Source organism: Halochromatium sp. (assembly GCF_054919635.1).
Window position 1 is genome coordinate 1 of record NZ_JBUDPI010000005.1, and the last position, 21,521, is coordinate 21,521.

The 21,521-nt window shown below is 62.5% G+C and carries 21 protein-coding genes; 14 read left to right on the forward strand and 7 right to left on the reverse strand.

Annotated features, from left to right (window positions below):
* The 3 genes from ACY693_RS00795 to ACY693_RS00805 all read right to left on the reverse strand — a co-directional run.
* Positions 1 to 596 (reverse strand): response regulator (locus ACY693_RS00795; RefSeq protein WP_462319921.1); only part of this gene is annotated, 596 nt, incomplete at its 3' end.
* A complete protein-coding gene (locus tag ACY693_RS00800) occupies positions 589 to 2,889 on the reverse strand; it encodes an ATP-binding protein (RefSeq protein ID WP_462319922.1) in 2,301 nt (766 codons plus the stop codon). The genes ACY693_RS00795 and ACY693_RS00800, both read right to left, overlap by 8 nt.
* Positions 2,890 to 3,022: 133 nt before the next feature.
* Positions 3,023 to 4,771 carry a SufS family cysteine desulfurase gene (locus tag ACY693_RS00805; RefSeq protein ID WP_462319923.1) on the reverse strand — a complete coding sequence of 583 codons (1,749 nt, stop codon included), beginning with the start codon at positions 4,769 to 4,771 and terminating at the stop codon, positions 3,023 to 3,025.
* 270 nt (positions 4,772 to 5,041) lie between these two features.
* Here ACY693_RS00805 and ACY693_RS00810 point away from each other — a divergent pair, with 270 nt between their 5' ends.
* Positions 5,042 to 6,541: a glycosyltransferase gene (locus ACY693_RS00810; protein WP_462319924.1), complete on the forward strand. Its 1,500-nt coding sequence runs from the start codon at positions 5,042 to 5,044 to the stop codon at positions 6,539 to 6,541.
* 128 nt (positions 6,542 to 6,669) lie between these two features.
* Here ACY693_RS00810 and ACY693_RS00815 read toward each other — a convergent pair whose 3' ends face one another.
* The 3 genes from ACY693_RS00815 to ACY693_RS00825 form a co-directional block, all read right to left on the reverse strand.
* Positions 6,670 to 7,557: an NAD(P)-dependent oxidoreductase gene (locus ACY693_RS00815; RefSeq protein WP_462319925.1), complete on the reverse strand. Its 888-nt coding sequence runs from the start codon at positions 7,555 to 7,557 to the stop codon at positions 6,670 to 6,672.
* Positions 7,558 to 7,683: 126 nt separating this feature from the next.
* Positions 7,684 to 9,552 (reverse strand): Hsp70 family protein, encoded by a 1,869-nt coding sequence (locus ACY693_RS00820; RefSeq protein ID WP_462319926.1) that lies wholly within the window; start codon positions 9,550 to 9,552, stop codon positions 7,684 to 7,686.
* Positions 9,549 to 10,250: a DUF2760 domain-containing protein gene (locus ACY693_RS00825; RefSeq protein WP_462319927.1), complete on the reverse strand. Its 702-nt coding sequence runs from the start codon at positions 10,248 to 10,250 to the stop codon at positions 9,549 to 9,551. The genes ACY693_RS00820 and ACY693_RS00825 overlap by 4 nt, the downstream gene beginning before the upstream one ends.
* Before the next feature lie 197 nt (positions 10,251 to 10,447).
* Here ACY693_RS00825 and ACY693_RS00830 point away from each other — a divergent pair, with 197 nt between their 5' ends.
* The 5 genes from ACY693_RS00830 to ACY693_RS00850 all read left to right on the forward strand — a co-directional run bounded on the left by ACY693_RS00830 (position 10,448) and on the right by ACY693_RS00850 (position 14,534).
* On the forward strand, positions 10,448 to 10,726 hold the full coding sequence (locus ACY693_RS00830) for a DUF2934 domain-containing protein (RefSeq protein WP_462319928.1): 279 nt from the start codon (positions 10,448 to 10,450) through the stop codon (positions 10,724 to 10,726).
* A gap of 210 nt (positions 10,727 to 10,936) precedes the next feature.
* The gene (locus ACY693_RS00835; protein ID WP_462319929.1) at positions 10,937 to 11,509 is read left to right on the forward strand and encodes a NapC/NirT family cytochrome c; all 573 of its coding nucleotides are present in this window, start codon (positions 10,937 to 10,939) and stop codon (positions 11,507 to 11,509) included.
* Positions 11,510 to 11,544: 35 nt separating this feature from the next.
* Complete coding sequence (locus tag ACY693_RS00840) at positions 11,545 to 12,489, forward strand: ankyrin repeat domain-containing protein (RefSeq protein ID WP_462319930.1); 945 nt, start codon at positions 11,545 to 11,547, stop codon at positions 12,487 to 12,489.
* A 119-nt stretch (positions 12,490 to 12,608) separates the two neighbouring features.
* Entirely contained in the window at positions 12,609 to 13,229 is a 621-nt protein-coding gene (locus ACY693_RS00845; protein WP_462319931.1) for a c-type cytochrome, read from the forward strand.
* 6 nt (positions 13,230 to 13,235) lie between these two features.
* Positions 13,236 to 14,534, forward strand: coding sequence for an FCSD flavin-binding domain-containing protein (locus ACY693_RS00850; protein ID WP_462319932.1), 1,299 nt, complete (start codon positions 13,236 to 13,238; stop codon positions 14,532 to 14,534).
* A 109-nt stretch (positions 14,535 to 14,643) separates the two neighbouring features.
* Here ACY693_RS00850 and ACY693_RS00855 read toward each other — a convergent pair whose 3' ends face one another.
* The gene (locus ACY693_RS00855; protein ID WP_462319933.1) at positions 14,644 to 15,747 is read right to left on the reverse strand and encodes a DUF2333 family protein; all 1,104 of its coding nucleotides are present in this window, start codon (positions 15,745 to 15,747) and stop codon (positions 14,644 to 14,646) included.
* Positions 15,748 to 16,078: 331 nt separating this feature from the next.
* Here ACY693_RS00855 and ACY693_RS00860 point away from each other — a divergent pair, with 331 nt between their 5' ends.
* From ACY693_RS00860 to ACY693_RS00895, 8 genes are all read left to right on the forward strand, one after another.
* Positions 16,079 to 16,630, forward strand: coding sequence for a Na+/H+ antiporter subunit E (locus ACY693_RS00860; protein ID WP_462319934.1), 552 nt, complete (start codon positions 16,079 to 16,081; stop codon positions 16,628 to 16,630).
* Entirely contained in the window at positions 16,627 to 16,896 is a 270-nt protein-coding gene (locus ACY693_RS00865; RefSeq protein ID WP_462319935.1) for a monovalent cation/H+ antiporter complex subunit F, read from the forward strand. The genes ACY693_RS00860 and ACY693_RS00865 overlap by 4 nt, the downstream gene beginning before the upstream one ends.
* Positions 16,897 to 16,938: 42 nt before the next feature.
* Entirely contained in the window at positions 16,939 to 17,241 is a 303-nt protein-coding gene (locus ACY693_RS00870) for a cation:proton antiporter (RefSeq protein ID WP_462319951.1), read from the forward strand.
* 64 nt (positions 17,242 to 17,305) lie between these two features.
* Entirely contained in the window at positions 17,306 to 17,578 is a 273-nt protein-coding gene (locus ACY693_RS00875) for a Na(+)/H(+) antiporter subunit B (RefSeq protein WP_462319936.1), read from the forward strand.
* Positions 17,575 to 18,252 carry an MnhB domain-containing protein gene (locus ACY693_RS00880; protein ID WP_462319937.1) on the forward strand — a complete coding sequence of 226 codons (678 nt, stop codon included), beginning with the start codon at positions 17,575 to 17,577 and terminating at the stop codon, positions 18,250 to 18,252. Before ACY693_RS00875 ends, ACY693_RS00880 begins: the two co-directional genes overlap by 4 nt.
* On the forward strand, positions 18,249 to 18,545 hold the full coding sequence (locus tag ACY693_RS00885; RefSeq protein ID WP_462319938.1) for a cation:proton antiporter subunit C: 297 nt from the start codon (positions 18,249 to 18,251) through the stop codon (positions 18,543 to 18,545). Before ACY693_RS00880 ends, ACY693_RS00885 begins: the two co-directional genes overlap by 4 nt.
* A gap of 10 nt (positions 18,546 to 18,555) precedes the next feature.
* Positions 18,556 to 20,004 carry a complex I subunit 5 family protein gene (locus ACY693_RS00890; protein ID WP_462319939.1) on the forward strand — a complete coding sequence of 483 codons (1,449 nt, stop codon included), beginning with the start codon at positions 18,556 to 18,558 and terminating at the stop codon, positions 20,002 to 20,004.
* Complete coding sequence (locus tag ACY693_RS00895; RefSeq protein WP_462319940.1) at positions 20,001 to 21,512, forward strand: proton-conducting transporter transmembrane domain-containing protein; 1,512 nt, start codon at positions 20,001 to 20,003, stop codon at positions 21,510 to 21,512. Before ACY693_RS00890 ends, ACY693_RS00895 begins: the two co-directional genes overlap by 4 nt.
* Positions 21,513 to 21,521: the final 9 nt, after the last annotated feature.

Below are 21,521 nucleotides of genomic sequence, written 5' to 3' on the forward strand. Positions count from 1 at the left end.
TGTCCATCCGGGTCGAGCATGTAGATTAGATCGGGCGAGCTCTCTACCAGCATGCTGTAGCGCTGCTCAGAGGCCCGCAGGCGCTGCTCGGCGCGACTGCGCTCCCGGATCTCTTGCTCGAGCTGGCGGTTGGTCTCGCGCAGGGCCTGGGTGCGATCGCTCACGGTCTGCTCAAGCCGCGTATTGAGCCCATTGAGCGCTTCCACAGCCTCCTCTCGCTCCTCGCTCAACCGGCTCTGGGTGACCGCATTCTCCACCCGCCGCAACAACTCCTCGGCATCGAACGGCTTGCGAATAAAATCAAACGCGCCCTTACGAATGGCGTTGATCGCCGATTCCATATTGGCCTCGCCAGTAATGACGATGAACTTGGTTCGTTCCCGACGACCATTGACCTGATCGATCACCTCAAAGCCGTTCATCCCCGGCATCATCAGATCAAGCAGCACGAGAGGGTAAACACCCCCATTGATGACACCAACGGCCTCACGCGGATCATTGATGACCCGCGACTGATAGCCTTGCGTTGCGAGTAACGCCTGCAAGCTCTCCGCCATGCGGCGATCATCGTCGACGATGAGGATTTCTTCAGTCATGATCGACCAGCGCCCTTCGACCCCATACAACCACTTTAGCAACCTCTGGCCTTCTATCGGTCTGGTCGCTGCGATGATTGCTGGGCTGATCAGCACGTTGAGCATCAGAGACATCCTTCAGTGCCGATGCCTCGGCCCCAGCCGTTGCTGTCCCAGCCTCGATGGGCAATTCGACCATGAACTCTGTCCCTTTGCCGCTGTCGCTCGAGCCCCGGATCCGGCCACCGAGCGAGGCCACGGCAGCACGCACGATATAGAGACCGAGACCACGAGAGGTCGAAGCCTTCGTGCTCGCCCCCTCAACGTCACCGAGGCTGGATGCTGAGCCAAGCCCCGAAACGGCACTCGCGTTTACATCTCCGCCGGCATCCGCGTCTGCCTTGGAGCTATTAAAGGGCTCAAAGAGCCGGGCTTTGATGGCATCACTGAGACCTGGACCCTGATCGCGCACGGAGAGCCTGATCGAATCGGCGGCAGGAGTCCCGCCGCCAGCGCGCGTGATCACCTCAATTGCACCGCCGTTAGGCTGCGCCTCCAGCGCATTCTTCACTAGATTCAAGAGAATCTGCTTGATGCGGTCACGCAGGCTAAAGATCGCTGGAAGATCGGGATCAAGGTCAGTCCGAATCTGAACCGAAGCAGCACCAGACTGCTGCTTGCCGACCAAGGCGAGCATATCGGTCACGACCTGGTTGACCGAGACCCACTGGCGCGATTCAGCCTGCGTGGAGTCGGTGAGCTGGCGCAGCAGGCCGTTCACTCGATCGATCTCCTCGCCCGGAATACCCAGCTCCGCGTGCGCGGAATCAGACTCGGGCATCTTTTGCTTTAATAGGCCGAGATAGGTCTTCATGACGCTCAGCGGCGTGCGAATCTCGTGCACTGTCTTACGCAGCATCAGTCGATCCAGACCTGAGGCCCCTGACGGCTGTGTCGCCGTTGACGGCGTCTCGGGCAACTGGGGCTCGCTCGACCCCTGATCCGACTCGGCAACGGACTGCCGATGCGTGCCCGCCTGTGACAGCACCGACTCAGCGGCCTCAAGTACCATGGATGCTAGCGCATCCTGATCAGAGCCCAAGGACGCATGCGGCAAGCCTCCCATGAGGACATAGTCGTGTTTGTCGGCTCCAGGCTGCTCTGCACCGAAGCTCAAGCAGAGCAGCCCAGCGCTACCGACCAGATCGAGCAGCTGCTGGTCGGCAAGGCTAGCTTCGCCGCGAACATGGACGCCGAGATGAGCCACACCTTGACTCAGCCAGGCGCGCCCAGGTGCATGTGCAGTGGTGGCCGGCAACTGCTGCAGCAGAGCAGCGCGCTGCGCACCGACGCCCGTGAAACAACAGCGCAGCACAGGCTGGCGAGCATCCTTCGCCAGCTGCCAGATCGTCAACGGGGCGATCTCATGGCGTGCCCAGAGGAGCTGAGCCAGCCAGCCCCAGGGCGGCGACTGCTCAGTGCGCGCGCTGTCAGGCGCAATCCGACGAACCCCGGATTCGAGTCGTTGACAGAGAAACGCGGTCAAGCAAGGATGCAGCAGGGAGTCCTCACTGCCCTCACCTCTGGCGTTCCCCTCACCCGGGCCAAGAGAGAATCGAGCGGCGATCTCGGCAAGCTCTGTGCTGGCTGCAACCAGTGCACGCTCAAACACCTCAGGCTCAATACCGGCATGGCGGGCCAGCAATTTGCTCACGAAGGCGCCGTCCAAATTGCCCTGATCGAGCGACAGATTGCCCGCAACCGAAACCACCTTGATCAGCGGCAGCGCCTGTTCCAGCTCCGCAAGTGGACGCTCCGCGTAGGCAATCACCTCGACGACGGGCTGCAGAGGCGCAACCCCGGAAAGTTCTCCCACTTGGCGCAACAGCCCGCAAAGATAGGCGATCTCGGCTTGCGCGGGATCAAAGCTCGCAGCGAGGTGTCTTGCGCTAAGCGCGGAGCTTAGGGCTCGCCGCCAACGCCGTTTCTGCTCAGCCAACAACCGGGCGTTCAGATAATGATCCAGATGCCGAGCGAGCGTCGTACTGATCAGCAATTCGAGCCCGGATCTACCAAGCACCGCGACGGCCGCCGAGAGATGGTCATCGATTGGGGCGCCAGGCAACACCGCCGCAGGAGCGAGACGCAACGTCTGAACCAACAGCGATGGCTCACAACGCAGGATCGCGACGATGGCCGATGGCGAGTACTCGCGCTGATCAAGCTGCTCGCAAAGGGCTCCGAGCGCATTCGGCAGCGCTGGGAGCAGCCAAGGCCGCTGCAAGGTTAAGCGCTCAGCGTCGTGATGGCCCAATGGACAGACTGACCCTAGTGTGAAATGTCCTTCAGCTTACCATTGCAGTGACAACAATGGGGTACCCAGAAGCGATGTTTTGGCGATTTGACGAGCAGCTCGGCTATTGCCGCCAAACGGCGAACGGGTGCCATCAAGCCGTGTATTCGCGCGCCAGCACTCGCAAACGCTTCACCATCGAGTCGAGTCCATTGCGTCGAGAGAGACTCAGGTTGACGTCGAGCCCGATGCGGTTGAAGAAGGCAGGCAAATCGAAGGCCAAGATCGCCGCCGCACGCTGGCCCGAGCAGAGCTGCTCGAGAACCGCGATCAGTCCACGGACAATGTTCGCATCGCTGTCGGCCAGCAGCTCGATCACATCCTCGGTGCCCGGCTTGAGCCGAGCCGCCATGTAGACCAGGCTCTGACAACCCTCGACCCGCGTTGCCTCGGTCTTCAGTGTCGCAGGCATCGGCGGCAAGCGCTCGCCAAGCTCGATCAGATACTGATGGCGTGTGGGCCAATCCGGCAGCAGCTCGAAATCCTCAGCGAGCGCCTCCGCCGCCGCTTGCGGGGATTCAGCCACGGCCGGCGCATAGCGAGGCTCCGCACCCGCCGCAGGCGTCTTGGGACTCGACGGCGGCTTTGCCGTGGCTCTGCCCCGGGAAGCCTCGACGATCTCCCCAAGCGCCTCGACGAAGCGGTCGATATCGGATGGATCGTTGTAGAGCGCCAGCGAGGCGCGTGCGGTCGAGGAGACACCGAGTCGCTCCATCAGCGGTTGGCAGCAATGATGACCGGTACGGATGCAGATGTTGCGCAGGTCGAGCTGGGTACCGACATCGAGCGTCGCCAGCGGCGGATCGGTCAGCACGAAGGAGAGCACGCCACTCTTCTCGGCTGCCGTGCCCTTGAGCTCAAGGCCGGGAAGCTTGAGCATCTGCTCTGTCGCATAGGCGAGCAACCCCTGCTCATAGCCACCGATCTGCTCGAGCCCGATCGACTCGATCCAATCGATCGCGACACCGAGCCCAATCGCGCCCGAGATGTTCGGCGTACCAGCCTCGACACGACTCGGTGGGCCAGCATAGACGGTGCCGGCGAAGCTCACGCGCTCGACCATGTCGCCACCGCCTTGGTAAGGCGGCATCGTCTCGAGCAGGGCGCGCTTGGCGTAGAGCACGCCAATCCCGGTTGGACCATAGAGCTTATGGCCGGAGAAGGCATAGAAATCGGCGTCGAGCGCCTGCACGTCGGTGCGGCCATGCGCCACCCACTGGGCACCGTCGATCAGCGCCAGCGCCCCTGCCGCATGCGCCTCGGCGATGATCTCCCGCACCGGATTGATGGTGCCAAGTGCATTCGAGACATGGCTAACGGCGACCAAGCGGGTGTGCGTCGTCAGCAGCCTGCGATAGGCATCGAGATCGAGCTCGCCGGCATCGTTGATCGGGATCACCCTGATGCGAGCGCCCGTGGCCTCGGACACCAGTTGCCATGGCACGATGTTGGAGTGGTGCTCGAGCGTCGACAGGATGATCTCGTCGCCGGGCTGAAGATTGGCGCGCCCCCAGGCCGCGGCGACCAGATTGATCGACTCTGTGGTGCCGCGGGTCAGCAGACACTCGGCAGGCTCGCCCGCGTTGATGAATCGAGCAACGGTGGCGCGGGCCTGCTCGTATTGCTGTGTTGCACCCTGCGAGAGCCGATACACCGCACGATGGATGTTGGCATGCTGCTGGCGGTGATACTTGGCAACCGCATCGATGACCACGCTCGGCTGTTGGGTGCTAGCGGCGCTGTCGAGAAAGATCAATGACCGGTCACCAGACGCACCAGACGCACCAGACGCGGCATCAAAGATCGGGAACTGAGCACGAATCGTGGCGTGGTCAATCGGCATTGGTGGCCTCGACATGCGCGGGCATCTTGGTTAAAAGGAGGGCGAGAGGAACAGGCGTCGCGACTGTATCGCGGTCCCTGATGCGGCCAACCCTCATCGGGGACAGTGAGTACGATTCGATCAGACTCAAAGTGCAGGCCAGACTGATTTCAGTGGTCGCAAGACAGAGCGGGTCTAAGCAATACTACGCCGCACTCGCGACCCCCGGCCGGAGCACCTGCGCTCGGCCATTGCTGTCAGCACCGTCTCACGAAGGAATAAACGCCATTTATGTCCGCTCTCCCGATCGATCTCTGGTTAAGCCTGTCTACCCAAGCGCTCTCGATCCTGCCTCTTGGGCTGATGGGAGTGCTCGGACTCAATCTCGGCGCACTCGTCTTCCTGCGTTTCCGCGGGTCACCGGTTGACAGGGACTCGAGCTGGCCGCCGTCGACGCAGGCCCTGGACCAGTGGCCGAGCGTCGTCGTCCAGATCCCGATCTTCAATGAGGGGCTGCTGGTGCGGCCTTGTTTGGAGGCCGTCGCCGCGCTCGATTATCCGCCCGATCGGCTCAGCATTCAGCTCCTGGACGACAGCAATGACGGCTCCGCGGCCGACAACCTGCGACTTGCGGGCAGGATTGCCCGAGAAAGCGGACTGCAGATCGATGTGCTCCGACGAGCCGATCGCGCCGGTTTCAAGGCGGGCGCCTTGGCTGCAGGCTTAGCGCGCAGCAACGCCGAGCTGGCTGCCGTGCTCGACGTCGATTTCACACCCGCGCCGGATTTCCTGCGAAGGGCGCTACAACCTTTGATGCAAGACCCGAGCATCGGCTTCGTCCAGGCCCGCTGGGGGCATCGAAACCCCGGCCTAAGCTGGCTGACTCGCGCTCAAGCAACATTGCTTGATGCCCACTTTCGGGTCGAACAGGCCGGTCGCTATTGCACGGGCCTTCCGATCGCCTTCAATGGTACCTGCGGGGTTTGGCGGACAGCGGTGATCACTAACGCCGGCGGCTGGCAGGGAGACACCCTGAGCGAGGATCTCGATCTCAGCTTGCGCACTCAGCTCGCCGGCTATCGGGGCGTCTTTCTCGACGATGTGCCGGTACCAGGCGAGCTCCTCACCTCGGCGCGCGCCTGGCAGCAGCAACAGTTCCGCTGGACCAAGGGCCATGTCCAAGTCCTGCGCAAGCTCGGTCCGCGGTTGCTAAGGGCGCCCTGGCCACCGCTGACGCGTTTAGCCGTACTGCTGCAGATCGCCCAGGGTCTGTTCTTTCCGCTCGCCGGGGTCGCGCTCTTGCTATCGTTGCCTGGAGTGGTGCTTGAGAATCCGCCCCGTGGGACGCTGGCAGCGGTGCTCTCAGTCATCGGCCTCGGTGGCTTGGTCGGCGCCAGCCTGTTCCTGGCCTCTGGCCGGCGGCTTGCTGGCTGCTCCTGGCCGCGCAGCCTGCTCGAGACGGTCGGCGCGATGATCCTGCTCGGCGGCCTGCTGCTATCGAATAGCCGGGCTGCACTGGAAGGCCTCGCCGGTCGCCCCTCAGCCTTCATCCGTTCCGATAAGCCAGGGGCTAGGTCAGCAGGGATGCTCACTCGCCTGCCAACCTCGGCCACGGCACTCCCCGCGGCTCAGACCCTGGCTGGCCTCAGTATCCTCGGCCTGTTCCTGTTCGAGCGTGCATGGAACGCGCCCTTTCTCGCGACCACCGCGCTAGGGCTGCTCGCGGTCGCGCTCCCCCAACTGCAAGGCCTGTTTCCGATCCGGTTAATGGCTCGTCGCAGTCAGCACTGAAGTTTGAGTCCGGAAGCCAGTCCGAACCTCAGAGCTGTGGCGTCCGGATCATCGAGGCTCAAGCGGATCTGGATTCTCAAGCCCTGTCCTGTACCCCAGCATGCCGCCGTCAACAGCAGCTGCAGTGATCAAGAACGGCTGAGCTGTTTCAGCACACGATAGATCGCAGCCGAATCCAGATCGCCCTCTCCCTGCCCAACCAGCGCGTTGAGCCATTGCTGAGCTTGCGCAGTCCCGGGCATCGCCAGACCAAGCTCATAGGCGCCCTCGAGCAGGATGCGCAGATCCTTCTGATGCAGGCTGGCCTTGAACCCTGGGTTGAAATCCTCGTCCAGCATCCGCTTGCCATGCACCTCAAGGATGCGACTGTTAGCAAAGCCGCCCAATAGCGCCTCACGAACCTTGCCCGGATCAACGCCAGCCGCCTGAGCAAACAACAACGCCTCTGCCACGCCCGCGATTGTCTGCGCAACGACAACCTGATTGCAGGCCTTGCACACCTGGCCCGCACCTGCTGCGCCGACGTGCACGATGCGCTGCCCTAGGACCTCAAACAGCGGTCGAGCGCGTTCGACTGCCGCTTCAGGACCTCCCACCATGATCGATAGGGTGCCATCGATCGCACCCTGCTCACCGCCGGAGACCGGCGCGTCGAGCATCATCACCCCGGCTTCTTCCAGTCTGGCAGCGATCCGTCGCGTCACTGAGGCGGCGATGGTGCTCATATCGATCACCATGCCACCGCGCTGAATCCCGGCGAGGATGCTCTGGTCATCCGAATCCGCGGCACCAAGAACCACCGCTTCAACATCGGAGGTATCGGTGAGCATGGTGAAGCAGATATCGGCTTGGCGCGCGACCTCTGCCGGCGTTGAGCAGCCCAGTGCCCCGGCTTGCGTGAGCGGCTCCATTGCCTCGGGGCGCCGCGCGTAGATGGCCAACGAATGGCCAGCCTGCAGTAGATTCAAGGCCATGGGGCGCCCCATGATGCCAAGACCGATAAACCCAAGTCGCATGCTGATCCCCCGGCTACTCCAGTCCATACAGGATCAAGCCTCAGCTGCTCGCCTGACCGACGCGCCTGAGGCTCGGTTTCACACACCCGCTCAGACCCGCATTGGCCGCCTCAAGGCTACGCTCGATTAGGCGACATCGACCTCGCTACTGGACCCGCGCGTATTGAACGAGACCTTCCAATCCGAGGCTTCAGCCTCGGACTTGGCGTTTGTCGGGATCGCCGTTAGCTCCAAGGTCCCCACCTCAGACACTGCTGCCTGCAGGCGTACCGGGACCACCTCGCTGCGCTTGAGCTTATCGGCGGGCAGACTGGTCTGGATCTCTTCCAATTCTTCGAGCTCATCCTCGGACCATTCCTCGAGCAGGTCGCCGACCTGGTCCTCGCGTCGGACGCTAGAGCCGAAGAAGCGGAAGCGGACCGGCTCGCCGACGACCAGCCCAAACTCTTGCGGCGGCATCACCGGCTCGCTGCCCTCCTCGAGCCCGAAGGGCACCACGCAAAGGGCGTGCAGCTCCGGCTCCATGCCGGGGATGGCCGGCATGCTGCGCTCGATACCAACATAGTACGAATGCGAGGTTCCGCCACGGATGCGCACCCCCCCATGGTTGCGTGCATAGGCATAAAAGGCCGCACCACGGGCAACGGCCAAGTCCATGTCATGCGCCTCGAGCAGCCGAGCCGCCGGTGCATCCTCAGCGGCCAGCCACTGGTTGAGGACCTGCAAGACGCGCTCGCGCAAGACGCCAGCGTTAAAGACGCCACCGTTGAAGAGGACGGCCGTCGGATGCAGGAAGCTGGCCCAATGGGCTTGCTCAACGAACCCCTCGAGATCCTCCGTTGCGCCCGCCTGCTTGCCGAGGAAGGCCGCCAGGTGACGGGTGACGGCCGGGTCCTGGGCGAAGGGCAAGCCTACCTTGGTCAGGGCGCCGCGAGGGCGCTGAGCCGGACGCTCGTCGACCGAGACCTCAGGGAAGAAGCCATCGATCAGGGTCTGGGTCACCTCATCCCGGGTCAGCTCGGTGCGAATCGAGCCACCGATCAGCTTAGCACCACGACGTGGGACCACGATCGGGACCGATTCCAGCTCGGGATCGGCCAGCAGCGCCTCCTTGGCCACCCGACACCCGTGAGTCAGGGCCTGCAGCTGCCAGCGGTCGAGCTCGACACCGCCCTTTTTCAGCTTCTGCTTGACTACATGGGCCAGGGTGAGGTCCATGTTGTCGCCGCCGAGCAGGATATGCTCGCCGACGGCAACTCGGGTCAGCTCTAGCGCCCCATCGCGCTCGGTGACTGCGATCAATGAGAAGTCCGAGGTGCCGCCGCCGACATCCACCACCAGGATGACATCGCCAACCTTCACCTCATGACGCCAGCGCCCAACGCTATCGTTGACCCAGCTGTAGAGCGCTGCCTGTGGCTCCTCGAGCAGCACCAGATTCTCGATGCCCACGGCCTTTGCCGCTTCGGCCGTCAGCTCACGGGCGGCCGGATCGAACGACGCCGGGACGGTGACGGTAATGTCCTGCTTGTCCAGTGGATCGTAAGGGTGCGCCCCGTTCCAGGCCTCTCGCAGATGACTGAGGTAGAGGACGCTGGCCTCGAACGGCGAGATCTGAGGCACATCCGATGGCACTTCGGGAGGAAGGATCGCCGCCTTGCGATCGACATCTGGATGACAGAGCCAGCTCTTGGCACTGGCTACCAGCCGGATGGGCGTCGTCAGCCCTTGGCGGCGCGCGTGCTCGCCGATGACCCGCGTGGGATCGCCCCCCCAAGGTAGGGTCAGGTCGCCGGGCTTGTGCTCATCCGGATGCGGCAGATAGAGGAAGGACGGCAGCAGCGGCCGATCTTCGACCGAGCCCGCAGCGGTCAACTGAGGAATCCGGAGGATGCGCTGCTCGACCTCCTCGCCCTCGCATTTCGCGGTCTCGACATAAGACAAGGCCGAATGCGTGGTACCGAGATCGATACCGATGGCATAACGCGCGCTCACAGCTCTACCTCCGCCGGTGCCAGGATTCGAACGTCACGACTGCTCGCCACCTGCGGCAGACGTACCTCGACGGCCCGCCAGCCCCGGTGCACCAGAGCACCGGTGAACGGTGGCTCGCCGACGACATGGCCGGTGGGACGCTCAGCGGCCGGATCAAAGCCCTTACTCAGTGTCACCTGGGCGCCCTCGGCCTCAGGACGCACCGGAGCAATACTCAGGTGGTCGTTCAGCACCCGCTGGCAGCCCTCATGGACCACCCGGGCCGCGGCGCCGACCTCGTGATCCGAGTAGCTCGACACCTCCTCCTGGAGGAAATCCAGGAACCGGCCCTCCTTCTGCAGCAAGGAAAGTAGCACCAGTGCTGAGTCAGGCCCGGATTCCTGCAACACCGCCGCCGGCGGCGGCGATAGCTTAGTCGGCTCCTTGACCGGAGCTGCAGGCAGGCTGGAGGCACCATCGATGTAGATGTCGGTCAGCAGACGCGCATAGTCAGGGTTTATCACGGCCCGAGCAAAGCTGTAAGACGCGATCGGCAAGCGCTTCAATACAATCCAGGTCTCGCGTGCGGCGATACCCAGCCAACGGCGCGCCAGGGCCCAACCTATCGCGGACAATCGCTTGGCTTCACGCATCAGCGGCTGCAGCCGCTGCATCAGCGGTTGCAGCCGCTGCGACAGCGACGGCTTCTCATCGGTCATCTGAACAGTCCTCTTCTCGGGCGTTTAAGGTCAAACGTGAGCAACGCGCCATAATACCGCGCCGGCTTGATGCATATCATCCACTGCAGGCTCCCTGCATCTCCGAGACCTGCATCTCCGAGACTGGCATAATTCAGCGCAGACGCCTTATCCACAGCCGTTCTCAGGACCAGCCGTTTTCGGGACCTCAGGGCCAGATGAGCGAAGACCGACAAGATCAGAGCCCCATGGTGGCGAGCGCCAAGGAGCGCAGCGAGATGATCGCCGTAGCCGCCTACTACCTTGCCGAGCATCGCGGATTCAGCGGTGGCAATGCAACCGATGATTGGCTGGCAGCAGAGCAACAGATCGACCGCATGCTCGACGCCATCCGCCGCCAAGGCATCTCCCGGTTACAGTTCGAGCGCACAGGCCTGCGCAACGCGCTCCGACTTTGGCGTCCCTCCCACCACCACCCGACGAGTCCGGAGCGCTAAGCGACTCCCCGCATCGCGCTCAGCGAACGACCTGCGACTTGGCAATGCTCCAGGCGATACCGTAGTATCCGCGCTGAGAAATCCAATGATAACGGGGACGGCTCAACGAGAGACCGCCCTCATTAGGCCAATACCGAGGTGATTCATCCAGGGCTCAACCAGCGTCCTGGACCCTCAGGCCACCCGATTACCATTGCCGTGAGGGTTGTAATGCCTACCCCAGAAGGGCAGGACGCAGCAAAGCGCTCAAAGCGCCCAAGGCGCATCGGAGTGCTGCTCATCAGCGTCCTTTTCATTGCCGGCATCGGCTTCGCAGTGCTGTTCAATGCGGGGCTCGCCTACACCAACGAGATGGAGTTTTGCGTCTCCTGTCACTCCCTGCAGATCCCCTACGAAGAGTACAAGAAGAGCCTGCATTACAAGAACCAATCCGGGGTCCAAGCCACCTGTGCCGACTGCCACGTCCCCAAACCCTTGGGGCCTAAGCTGGTCGCCAAGGTGATTGCGGTGAAGGATGTCTATCATGAGATCGCCGGCACCATCGATACCCCAGAGAAGTTCGAAGAGCATCGCTGGGAGATGGCCTCTCGGGTCTGGGCGAAGATGGAGCAGAACGACTCGCGCGAATGCCGTAGCTGTCACGAGTTCGGGAACATGGACCTCTCTGAGCAAGGCCGCTCGGCACGCAGCCGCCATGCGAGCGCCGAGGAGCGCGGTAAGACGTGCATCGATTGCCACAAGGGCATCGTCCATTATGAGCCGCTGCCCCCACGCGATGACTGAGGGGTAGACGGCGTCCTGCAGCGAGGCAACTGACAATGAAGACCAAGCTCGCGGTTGTACTGCTCATCACTAGCCTCTGGCTAATTGCTGCGCCAACGTTTGCTGGCGATGCCGATCTCGACCGTGAGATGCGGCTCGCCGCGATGATCGGCGACAGCGAGACCGTCGAAGCGCTGCTGGACCAAGGCGCAGATGTCAACTCGAGCAGTCAGTTCGGCAAAACGGCGTTGATGACGGCGGTGGAAGGCGGCAACCTGGAGACTGCCGCGCTGCTGCTATCGCGCGGAGCTGATGTCAATGCGCGCACGGTCGCCGGCTGCAGCGCGCTGACCTTCGCGGCCGAGAACGGTCACTATGGGATCTCGGCCCTTCTGATCGAGCGCGGCGCTCATGTCCACGACCGGACCCGCGCCGGCTGGGATTCACTGATGATCAGTGCACGCTATGGGCTGCGCGAGATCGTCGAACAGCTCCTGTATCGCGGCGCAGACCCCAAAGCCGCCGACAAGGATGGCCGCACAGCGTTGATTCAGGCCGCAGCCAAAGGCCATCCAGAGGTGGTCAGTCTGCTGGCGCAGCATGGTGCCGACATCGATGCGCGTGACGACGAGGGCGCCACAGCGCTGATCATCGCCGCCGATAGCGGCCACCTCAAGGTCGTCGAGACCTTAATCGAGCTCGGAGCGGACCTCAATGCCCGCGATGAGCTGGGGGCGACGGCGCTGATGTGGTCGGTCAGCCATGGCTTCGGCGAGATCACAAACACGCTCTTGCAACATGGCGCTGACCCAAATGTGCAGGACAACGAGGGGGTCTCAGCGCTGATGGAGGCCGTCAATAGCGCTCACAACGCCATGATACGCCCGCTGCTCGAGCATCAGGCCAACCCGGCACTCACGGATGCGCAGGGCCATAGCGCCGCCGATCTGGCACGCGCTCGTGACAATACTGAGGCAATCGATTTAATGGGGCAGCCGTGACCAAACCGGCTCGCCTTGACCAGATGCGCCAGACGCGGCAACCAGGGTCCGCGCCTGCGCATATCGGGGAGGAGGGATCACTCCACACCAACGCTCGCACAATCCCCATAGGAGGAAGTATGGCCAAGAAATCACTGAAGCTGGCTCTTGCAGGCGGGGCGCTTGCCCTCGGCCTGTCGTCCAGCGCCTTCGCAACAGATGTCGCTAGTGGAAAGATGCTGGTCGATACCTGCGCTGGCTGCCACGGCACCCATGGCAACAGCGTCGGCCCAGCCTCACCGAGCATTGCTGGCATGGACCCGTTGGTCTTTGTCGACATGATGATCGCCTTCCAGAACGGCGACACCTATTCGACCGTCATGGGGCGGATTGCACGTGGCTACACCGAGGACGAGCTCATTCGAATGGGCGCGTATCTAAAAGAGCAGCAGTTTGTCCCCGTCAAGCAGAGCTATGATGAGTCTCTGGTCGCCGACGGCGAGGCCTACCACGAGAAATTCTGCTCGAATTGCCACGAAGAAGGCGGCAAGGCCCTCGCCGATGTCGAGGACTACATCATCCTCGCCGGCCAGTGGACGCCCTACCTCCAGTACGCGATGTCAGACTTCCGCGAAGACCGTCGGATGCTGCCAAAGAAGATGGGGCGCAAGCTCGACCAAATGCTCGAGGAACATGGTGACAAGTCACTGGATGCCCTCTTCGCCTACTACGCCAGCCAGCAAGACTACAAGCAGGAGTGAGTGCAGATGACCATGAATAGACGTGACTTCGTCAAGACCACGGGTGCCATTGCTGCGGTCAGTGCATTCGGGATGCCGCACATTGCCCGCGCTGAGGGCAAGAAGGTGGTCGTCGTCGGCGGCGGCACAGGTGGTGCAACCGCGGCGCGCTATCTGAAGATGGCTGATGAGAGCATCGACGTCACCATCGTCGAGCCGAACGAGACCTATTACACATGCTATATGAGCAATGAGGTCATCGGTGGCGCGCGCAAGATCGAATCGATCCGCGTTGGCTACGATGGCCTCAAGGCGATGGGCATCAACCTGGTCTTCGACAAAGCCACGGCCATTGACCCTGAGAAGAAGGTGGTCAAGACAGCGGGTGGCCAAGAGCTTGCCTACGATCGCGCCATCGTCGCACCTGGCATCTCGCTGCTCTATGACAAGATCGAGGGCTACAGCGCAGAGGTCGCCGAGAAGATGCCCCATGCCTGGAAGGCTGGCGAGCAGACCAAGATCCTGCGCAGCCAGCTGGAAGCCATGGACGATGGTGGCGTGGTCCTGATTGCCGCGCCTCCGAACCCGTTCCGCTGCCCGCCCGGACCTTACGAGCGCGCGAGCCAGATCGCCATGTATCTGCAAGAGAGCAAGCCCAAGTCGAAGGTGATGATCCTCGACAGCAAACAGGCCTTCTCCAAGCAGGGCCTATTCACCCAGGGTTGGGAGCGACTCTATGGCTTTGGCTCCGATGATAGCCTGATCGAATGGCTGCCGGGGCCCGATTCGGCGGTAGTCTCGGTTGACCCAGAGAACATGAGCGTCGAGACCAGCTTTGGCGACGAGGTCAAGGCGGCTGTGATCAATGTGATTCCGCCGCAAGCGGCCGGACAGATCGCGCTCGACGCGGGGCTTGCCGACGACAGTGGCTGGTGCCCAGTGGACAAGAAGACCTTCGAGTCGACCCTGCATAAGGGCATCCATGTGATCGGCGACGCTTGTATTGCCACCAAAATGCCCAAGTCTGGCTACTCCGCGAACAGCCAAGCGAAGGTGGCCGCTGCCGCAATCATCGCCATGTTCAAGGACGAGGACCCTGGAATCCCTGCCTACGTCAACACCTGCTACTCGATCATCGGCAAGGACTATGGCATCTCGGTTGCCGCGGTCTATCGCCTGAGCGAGGACGGGTCGACCATCGCTGGGGTTGAGGGCGCTGGCGGCCTGACGCCATCCGATGCGCCCGATTTCGCGCTCAAGCGCGAGGTTCAGTACGCCTACAGCTGGTACAACAACATCGTTGCCGACAGCTTCGCGACATCCTAGCGCTCGCAGGCTCAAGGGCCACTGCCCCGAGGCTAGCCAACCGGCTAGCCTTCGGGGCGAATCAATGGATTCGAGGGGGCGATCAGCGCCCCCCTTTATTCGTCATCGATCAGCCACGCTCCAGCAAGACGCGCATGTCGATCACGGCCGCGTTAGCGCGCCCAAGATAAGACGCTAGCACCAACGAATGGTTAGCAAGCACGCCGAAACCGTGGCCGTTTAGCACCATCGGGCTGTATTTGCGCACGACTGCCATCTCGAGGTCGCGAATGATTTGCTCCATCGACACCTCGGCGTTCTTCTGCTTGAGCACCTGCCGAAAATCGAGCTGAAGCGCCTTCATCATGTGTAGCAGCGCCCAACTGTAGCCTCGCGCCTCGTAGAAGACATCGTCGATCTGGGTCCAAGAGGTAGCCTCGGTGACCGGCTGGGGGACAGCAGCACCAAGCTCATCCTTAAGGGTCTGTTTCGTAGCCGAGTCGAAGGCCGCCGTGAGCTCCGGGTCACCAACGCTGGCGGCGAGTCGCTGTCCATAGCTCCCAAGGCGCTTCTCGACCACCTGCATATAGGCGCGCAGGTTATCGGCGCGTGCAAAAAATTGGGCGTTGCCCGACTTCAAGGCGGCGAGATACTCCTCGAGCATCGCGATGCCGTCGTTGTACATCTCTTCCGAAGCAGGAAGAAACCAGGCATCAGCACTGAAGTTAAAATCAGAATCAGCCTTTTGCAGCGAGTCAAACTCGATTGACTGCGTCTGCGAGCGACTGAAATCATTGCGCAGCGCGCGCGCCGAATCGCGCAGCTCGGTCAGTACCCCGTACTCCCAGTTCGGCATGTTGTCGAGGAGTACCCCAGGCGGGGTCATATCGTTGTGCATAAAGCCACCAGGCTTGTGCAGCAGCGTCCTAGCAACCCGGATAGCGGTTGATACCACCGCGGTTCCTGGCACAGCCGAATGAGGTCTATCATCACCCGCGATCGCACCCTCTCCCACCATTTCTGCCAGGTTGTCAGTCACACTGAACGGACGGGGCTGCACAGACCAGTACATTCCGAGACCGCCGATCACCAAGACCGCCAGGATGACAACGATCAAGAGCTTACCGCCTAAGCCGCGCCCTTGTTTATCGCCCTGCTTGTTGTCTTGAGCGGCATCCGGTGGAGCCGATTGCTCACCCGTGTCTGGACTCTCGGAAGTCATCTCTGCATTCATGTCAAACACCTCATCAAGGATTGTGGGGCCAAGGTAGGCATAAAACCTCTATGGTATACCGTCTTGAGCCTAAGGTTCGCTGCTTGATGTCTATACAGGGCAGTGGCCGCGCGCCTGTGCGGCCAGCAAGAGCCAGGTGCTACAGCAGCCACCGGTAAAGAGAATCAGAAGGAGTCTTGGAAACACTTGCTACCGCCCCAATCCTCGTGCAGCGCACAAGGCGGGCTTTAACCGAGCATTCTTATGCAAGAGCCGCCATCTTAGGTTAAGTTACCGAGCCAATCACGAGTCAATCACAACACAGAGTCCGGTAGCGGGTTTGAAGACCACGATGGAAGCACTCCAGCCTAGTGAAGACGCCCCACCGCCAGCGGACGGCCGGTCAGTAACCGCCATCAAACGTCTGGTCATCCGGCTGGCCATTTTTTCCGTGCTCTGGATCGTGATCGCTGGCATCGATCCGAGCAGCTGGATCATCGGTCTCCCTACCGTGCTCTTTGCCAGCTGGAGCTCGCTTCGGCTATCCATCGACCGCCCCGACAACGCTCGCCTAAAGCTGAGTGGGGTGATCAGATTCCTACCATACTTCGTGATCGAATCGGTGCGCGGCGGGATCGACGTGGCCACCCGGGTGCTCCGCCCCCGAGTCAAGATTGAGCCGGGATTTCTTCGCTATCAGCCGAGACTCGCTAACCCGAGCGCACGTGTCGTCTTTCTCGACAGCATCAGTCTGCTGCCGGGCACGCTTAGCGCCGATCTGCGCGATGGCATGATCGAGGTGCATGCCCTTGATGCCAGCGCTGACCTGAAGCCCGGGTTATTGAGACTCGAGCGCCTGGTTGGACGGCTCTTCGGTGAAACGCTCGACGAGGCCCGAGCATGACGATGCCAGAGGTCTTCCTCACGCTCGCGCTCGCGCTGCTGGTGACGATGACGGCCGGGCTGATCCGCATCGTCATCGGCCCAACGCCAGCAGATCGGATGATGGCCGCCCAGCTGCTCGGTACCTCAGGGATCGGCGTGCTCGTGCTGCTCTCCCCCGCCCTTGGTCTTCCGGCGCTGATCGACGTCGGCCTCATCTTTGCCTTACTCGCAGCAGTCGCCGTCGCTGCATTCACTCGACGCCGTGTCGGGCAAGATCAGGCCTGAGCTTGGGAGGAATTACCCTTAGTGGACGAAACAACCCTTGCGCTGGTCACCAATCTGCTGTCTGTGGTCCTCGGCTCGGCTGGCGTATTCTTCTTCGTTGCTGGCACCGTCGGCCTTCTCCGGCTACCCGACGTCTTTACTCGGCTCCATGCGCTCACCAAGGCAGACAACCTCGGGCTCGGCCTGATCCTGCTGGCCCTTCTGCCTCATGCACCAAGTCTCTTCTATGGCGTTAAGCTAGCGCTACTCTGGGTCTTGGTGCTGATCGCTGGAGCCACCGGCGCCCACCTCATCGCCAAGCGCGCCCTGCGCGGCGATGGCGAAGACTGTTCTGATCAAACCTAAGCGGAGCCGAGCGCAAACGACCCTGAGTCCGACCGCATGAGTCCGACCCCATGAGTTCAATCCCATGAGTCCAATCCTAGTCGTCTTCGACCTGGTTCTGCTAACCACGCTGTTGGCGCTGGCGGCAGCCGCGATCCTCAGCCCTGAGCCACGCCGCGCGGTGATGCTCTTCATCGCCTTCGGACTCTGGTTGTCGCTGGTCTGGGCGCGCCTGAGTGCACCGGATGTCGCCCTTGCAGAGGCGGCGATCGGTGCTGGTCTTGGGGGCGCCTTGATGTTGGCAGCAGCGCGCCGCGCCGCTTGCCGCCAGTCTCTGAATGGCGAAGACCAGTCATGAACCGCGATCTCTCGTTGCTCATCGGCATCCTGGTTGGGCTCTTGGGACTGCTGCTGCTCTGGGTCTTCTACAGCACCTTGGCGATGGAGCCAGGCCACCGCCTCGGCACACTGGCGCTTGAGCATCTGCCAGAAAGTGGCGTCAGCAACCCGGTCACGGCGGTGCTGCTCAACTACCGCGCCTATGACACGCTGCTCGAGCTGGGCGTGCTCCTGACCGCACTGCTCGGCATCTGGTCGCTCGGGCCACCACGGCCCGGCTTCCAGCGCGCCGGGCCAGCGCTCTGCACAATGGTGAGCATCGTGGTGCCACTTGCAATCCTCACCGGTGGCTATCTGCTCTGGGTTGGTGGACACGCCCCTGGAGGCGCCTTCCAGGCCGGTGCCCTGCTCGGCGCCGCTGGCGTCGTCACGCGCCTTGCAGGTAACGCCAACGCGGGACTCCCGAGCGAGGCCTGGCAGCGCTGGCTGATCGTGCTCGGCGCTGGCATCTTCACCCTCGTCGGTCTGCTCCTCGCAGTCACCGGCTTTGGATTCCTGACCTATCCTCCCGGACAAGCGAAATGGCTGATCCTGCTCATTGAGACGGCCGCGACCATCGCCATCGGGACGACCTTAGCCGCGGCCTACGTCGGTGGTCGGCCGCAGTCAGCCTCAGCGGAGTCAGGCTCGTGACCGAGCAATTTCTCTATGGCGGCGCGGGCATTCTATTGTTCGCACTCGGACTCTGGTCTCTGCTCGTGCACGCACCACTGCTGCGCAAGCTGATCGCGCTGAACATCATGGGCGGTGGCGTCTTTCACGTCTTCATCGCTGTCGCCCACCGCAGCGATGGCGCTCCACCCGATCCTGTGCCGCATGCGCTGGTGCTGACCGGAATCGTGGTTGCGGTAAGCGCAACCGCCTTGGCATTGGCCATGAACAGCCGTCTCGAGGACGCCGATCAAGAAGTAGATCGCAGCCGGTGAATTGCCTATCATGACGACCGACAGTCTGTTCCTGCCGATCGCCCTGCCGCTCCTTGGCGCCCTGCTCGCAACAGCGCTGCCACGCAAGGCGCCCTTGATCGGTCTGCTTACCGCTGTGCTCACCAGCGTTAGCGGCGTCTGGCTGACCGGCCAGGTCTGGCTGGGAGGCGATCTCAGCGTTGTGCTGGGTGGCTGGGGCATCCCGCTTGGCATTGGGCTTGCCGCAGATGGGCTATCCATGTCCCTGCTGGCGATGACCAGCCTCGTCAGCCTTGGCATCAGCCTCTATGCACTCGGTTATTTCGCCGGCAGCGAGAGAGCCGTTCATTTCTGGCCGCTTTGGCTGCTGCTCTGGGCAGCGATAAACGGCGTCTTCTTGGCCGCCGACCTGTTCAATCTCTATGTGATGCTCGAGCTGCTCGGTCTCAGTGCCGCCGCCTTGGGCGCTTTGACCGGCAGCCGAGCTGCGATCGAGGCCAACCTGCGCTACCTGTTGGTCGGTTTGCTGGGCTCGATGACCTATCTGCTCGGCGTCGCACTGGTCTACACCGCCTATGGCACGCTTGATATCAGCCTGCTCAGCGAGCGCATCCAGCCCTCGGTCCTGACCGGCACCGCTCTGGTACTGATGATCACCGGGCTGGCGCTCAAAGCAGCCCTCTTTCCGTTCCATTTCTGGCTGCCGCCGGCCCACGCAAATGCACCAGCCCCAGTCAGCGCGGCACTCTCGGCGCTAGTGGTCAAGACCGCGTTCTATCTGGTCCTCATGCTCTGGACCGGACCCTTTGCGGTCGTCACCGATGCTGGAGCCGCCTTTGTGATCGGTGCGCTCGGAGCCGGCGCCATCGTCTGGGGCTCCTGGCGTGCTTTGCGGGCCGAGCGGCTAAAGCTGCTCGCCGCCTACTCGACCGTGGCCCAGATCGGCTATCTGTTCCTGTTCTTCCCCTTGCTGCAGGCGATGCCGCCCGGCCCGGCGCGCGATGACCTCTTCGCCGCCTGCGTGCTGATGGCGATCACCCACGGCTTCGCCAAGGCTGGATTCTTTCTCGCCGCGGGCCTCGTCCAGAAGAAGGCTGGACATGATCGCATCGACGAGCTGGGGGGGGCCGCGCAAAGCATGCCCGCGACCACCTTCAGTATCGCGTTGGCGGGCTCCGCGTTGATTGGGCTGCCACCCAGCGGCAGCTTCATCGCGAAGTGGGTCATGATGCGTAGTGCCTTCGAGACCGGCCAGTGGTGGTGGCTGATCGTCATCAGCACTGGCACCCTGCTCGCCGCGGCCTACATCTTCCGCGTGCTCAGCCGCGCCTTTGGCCTCGAGCCAACGCCACAGCGCTTCGTCACCGATGCCCGCGCCGAGATCCCGACATTGCTCTTGGCGCTCGCCTCGGTCGCACTGCTCGGACTCGCGGCAGGGCCGGTTTGGTCACTGCTCGGATTCGAAGGAGCTCAGGCATGAGTCAGCTGCTGACCTGGACCGCTCTGCTGCCCGGCGCCATCGTGCTGAGCTCGCTTCTCCCTGGCGCCCTGATCTTCGTGGTCAAGGAAGAGAGCCATATCCTGCGCTCTGTCCTCAACATGACCGGCGCCGTCATCAAGCTGGTCTTGGTGGCTGTGCTGATCTGGGGGGTCTTCCTAGGCGGGGTCTTTGAGACCCGAGTGACCATTGCGCCAGGACTGGATCTGGTGCTGCATGCCGACGCCCTCTCGGTCCTGTTCGTCACCCTATCCACGGTGCTCTGGTTGGTCACCACGATCTATGCGATCGGTTATCTGGAGCACTCGCCCAACCGGAGCCGGTTCTTCGGCTTCTTCAGCCTCTGTGTATCCGCCACCGTTGGTATCGCGCTGGCCGGTAATCTGCTGACCTTTGTCATCTTCTACGAGATCCTCACGTTAGCCACCTATCCACTGGTCGCGCATCGTGGCACCCCTGATGCCACCCGCGGCGCCAAGATCTATCTCGCCTACACCATGGGCGGCGGTGTTGCATTGCTGATCGGTGCGGTCTGGCTGCGCTCGCTGACCGGGCCGGTCGATTTTGTAGAGGGCGGCGTGCTCAGCGGCATGCCGAGCTCACTGCATCCACAACTGATCGGCATCTTCCTCTTCCTGCTGCTCGGACTCGGCGTCAAGGCCGCATTGGTGCCGCTGCATGGGTGGCTGCCGCAGTCGATGGTGGCGCCGGCCCCGGTCAGCTCACTGCTGCATGCGGTCGCCGTGGTCAAGGCCGGCGCCTTCGGCATTGTGCGCGTCGTCTACGATGTCTACGGCGTCGAATTCGCCTCCCAGCTCGGGTTGTTGACCATCCTCGGCGTCTTCGCCTCGATCACCATCGTCTATGGCTCCGTGATGGCCCTCACCCAAGATGGGTTGAAGAAGCGGCTCGCGTACTCAACGGTCAGTCAGGTGTCCTACATCGCGTTGGGCGCCTCGATTCTCGGGCCGGTCGCAACCATCGGTGGCGTCGTCCATCTCGTGCACCAGGGCATCATGAAGATCACGCTATTCTTCTGCGCTGGCAACTATGCCGAGACCCTCGGCGTGCACAAGGTCAGTGAGATGGATGGCGTCGGCCGGCGCATGCCCTGGACAACACTCGCCTTCACGGTCGGCGCGCTCGGCATGATCGGCATTCCGCCCATCGCTGGCTTCGTCAGCAAGTGGTACTTGGGACTCGGCGCGGTCGAGGCTGGCGAGCATTGGGTGCTGCTGGTGCTGGCCGCTAGTACCTTGCTCAACGCCGCCTACTTCTTGCCCATCCTGTACAAGGCCTGGTTCCGAGCGCCACCCGACACTTGGCCCAAAGAGCATGTGTTCGAGGGTCGCTTTGAGACCATGGGCGCGCTGCTCTGGCCACCGGTGATCACCGCCGCCCTTTGCCTCATTGCCGGACTGCTGGCAGCAGCACCCTTCAGCCCGTTGGAATGGGCCACCCTGATCGCCCGGCGCGAGTATGGACTCTGAGGCGTTGTC

Excerpts from the sequence above, each read along its gene's own strand:
- ACY693_RS00810 (WP_462319924.1), top strand. The coding sequence starts at position 5,042 with ATGTCCGCTCTCCCGATCGATCTCTGGTTAAGCCTGTCTACCCAAGCG.
- ACY693_RS00845 (WP_462319931.1), top strand. The coding sequence starts at position 12,609 with ATGGCCAAGAAATCACTGAAGCTGGCTCTTGCAGGCGGGGCGCTTGCC.
- ACY693_RS00880 (WP_462319937.1), top strand. The coding sequence starts at position 17,575 with ATGAACCGCGATCTCTCGTTGCTCATCGGCATCCTGGTTGGGCTCTTG.
- ACY693_RS00830 (WP_462319928.1), top strand. The coding sequence starts at position 10,448 with ATGAGCGAAGACCGACAAGATCAGAGCCCCATGGTGGCGAGCGCCAAG.
- ACY693_RS00805 (WP_462319923.1), bottom strand. The coding sequence starts at position 4,771 with ATGCCGATTGACCACGCCACGATTCGTGCTCAGTTCCCGATCTTTGAT.
- ACY693_RS00875 (WP_462319936.1), top strand. The coding sequence starts at position 17,306 with ATGAGTCCAATCCTAGTCGTCTTCGACCTGGTTCTGCTAACCACGCTG.
- ACY693_RS00890 (WP_462319939.1), top strand. The coding sequence starts at position 18,556 with ATGACGACCGACAGTCTGTTCCTGCCGATCGCCCTGCCGCTCCTTGGC.
- ACY693_RS00825 (WP_462319927.1), bottom strand. The coding sequence starts at position 10,250 with ATGACCGATGAGAAGCCGTCGCTGTCGCAGCGGCTGCAACCGCTGATG.
- ACY693_RS00850 (WP_462319932.1), top strand. The coding sequence starts at position 13,236 with ATGACCATGAATAGACGTGACTTCGTCAAGACCACGGGTGCCATTGCT.
- ACY693_RS00895 (WP_462319940.1), top strand. The coding sequence starts at position 20,001 with ATGAGTCAGCTGCTGACCTGGACCGCTCTGCTGCCCGGCGCCATCGTG.
- ACY693_RS00860 (WP_462319934.1), top strand. The coding sequence starts at position 16,079 with ATGGAAGCACTCCAGCCTAGTGAAGACGCCCCACCGCCAGCGGACGGC.
- ACY693_RS00815 (WP_462319925.1), bottom strand. The coding sequence starts at position 7,557 with ATGCGACTTGGGTTTATCGGTCTTGGCATCATGGGGCGCCCCATGGCC.
- ACY693_RS00840 (WP_462319930.1), top strand. The coding sequence starts at position 11,545 with ATGAAGACCAAGCTCGCGGTTGTACTGCTCATCACTAGCCTCTGGCTA.
- ACY693_RS00865 (WP_462319935.1), top strand. The coding sequence starts at position 16,627 with ATGACGATGCCAGAGGTCTTCCTCACGCTCGCGCTCGCGCTGCTGGTG.
- ACY693_RS00855 (WP_462319933.1), bottom strand. The coding sequence starts at position 15,747 with ATGAATGCAGAGATGACTTCCGAGAGTCCAGACACGGGTGAGCAATCG.
- ACY693_RS00835 (WP_462319929.1), top strand. The coding sequence starts at position 10,937 with ATGCCTACCCCAGAAGGGCAGGACGCAGCAAAGCGCTCAAAGCGCCCA.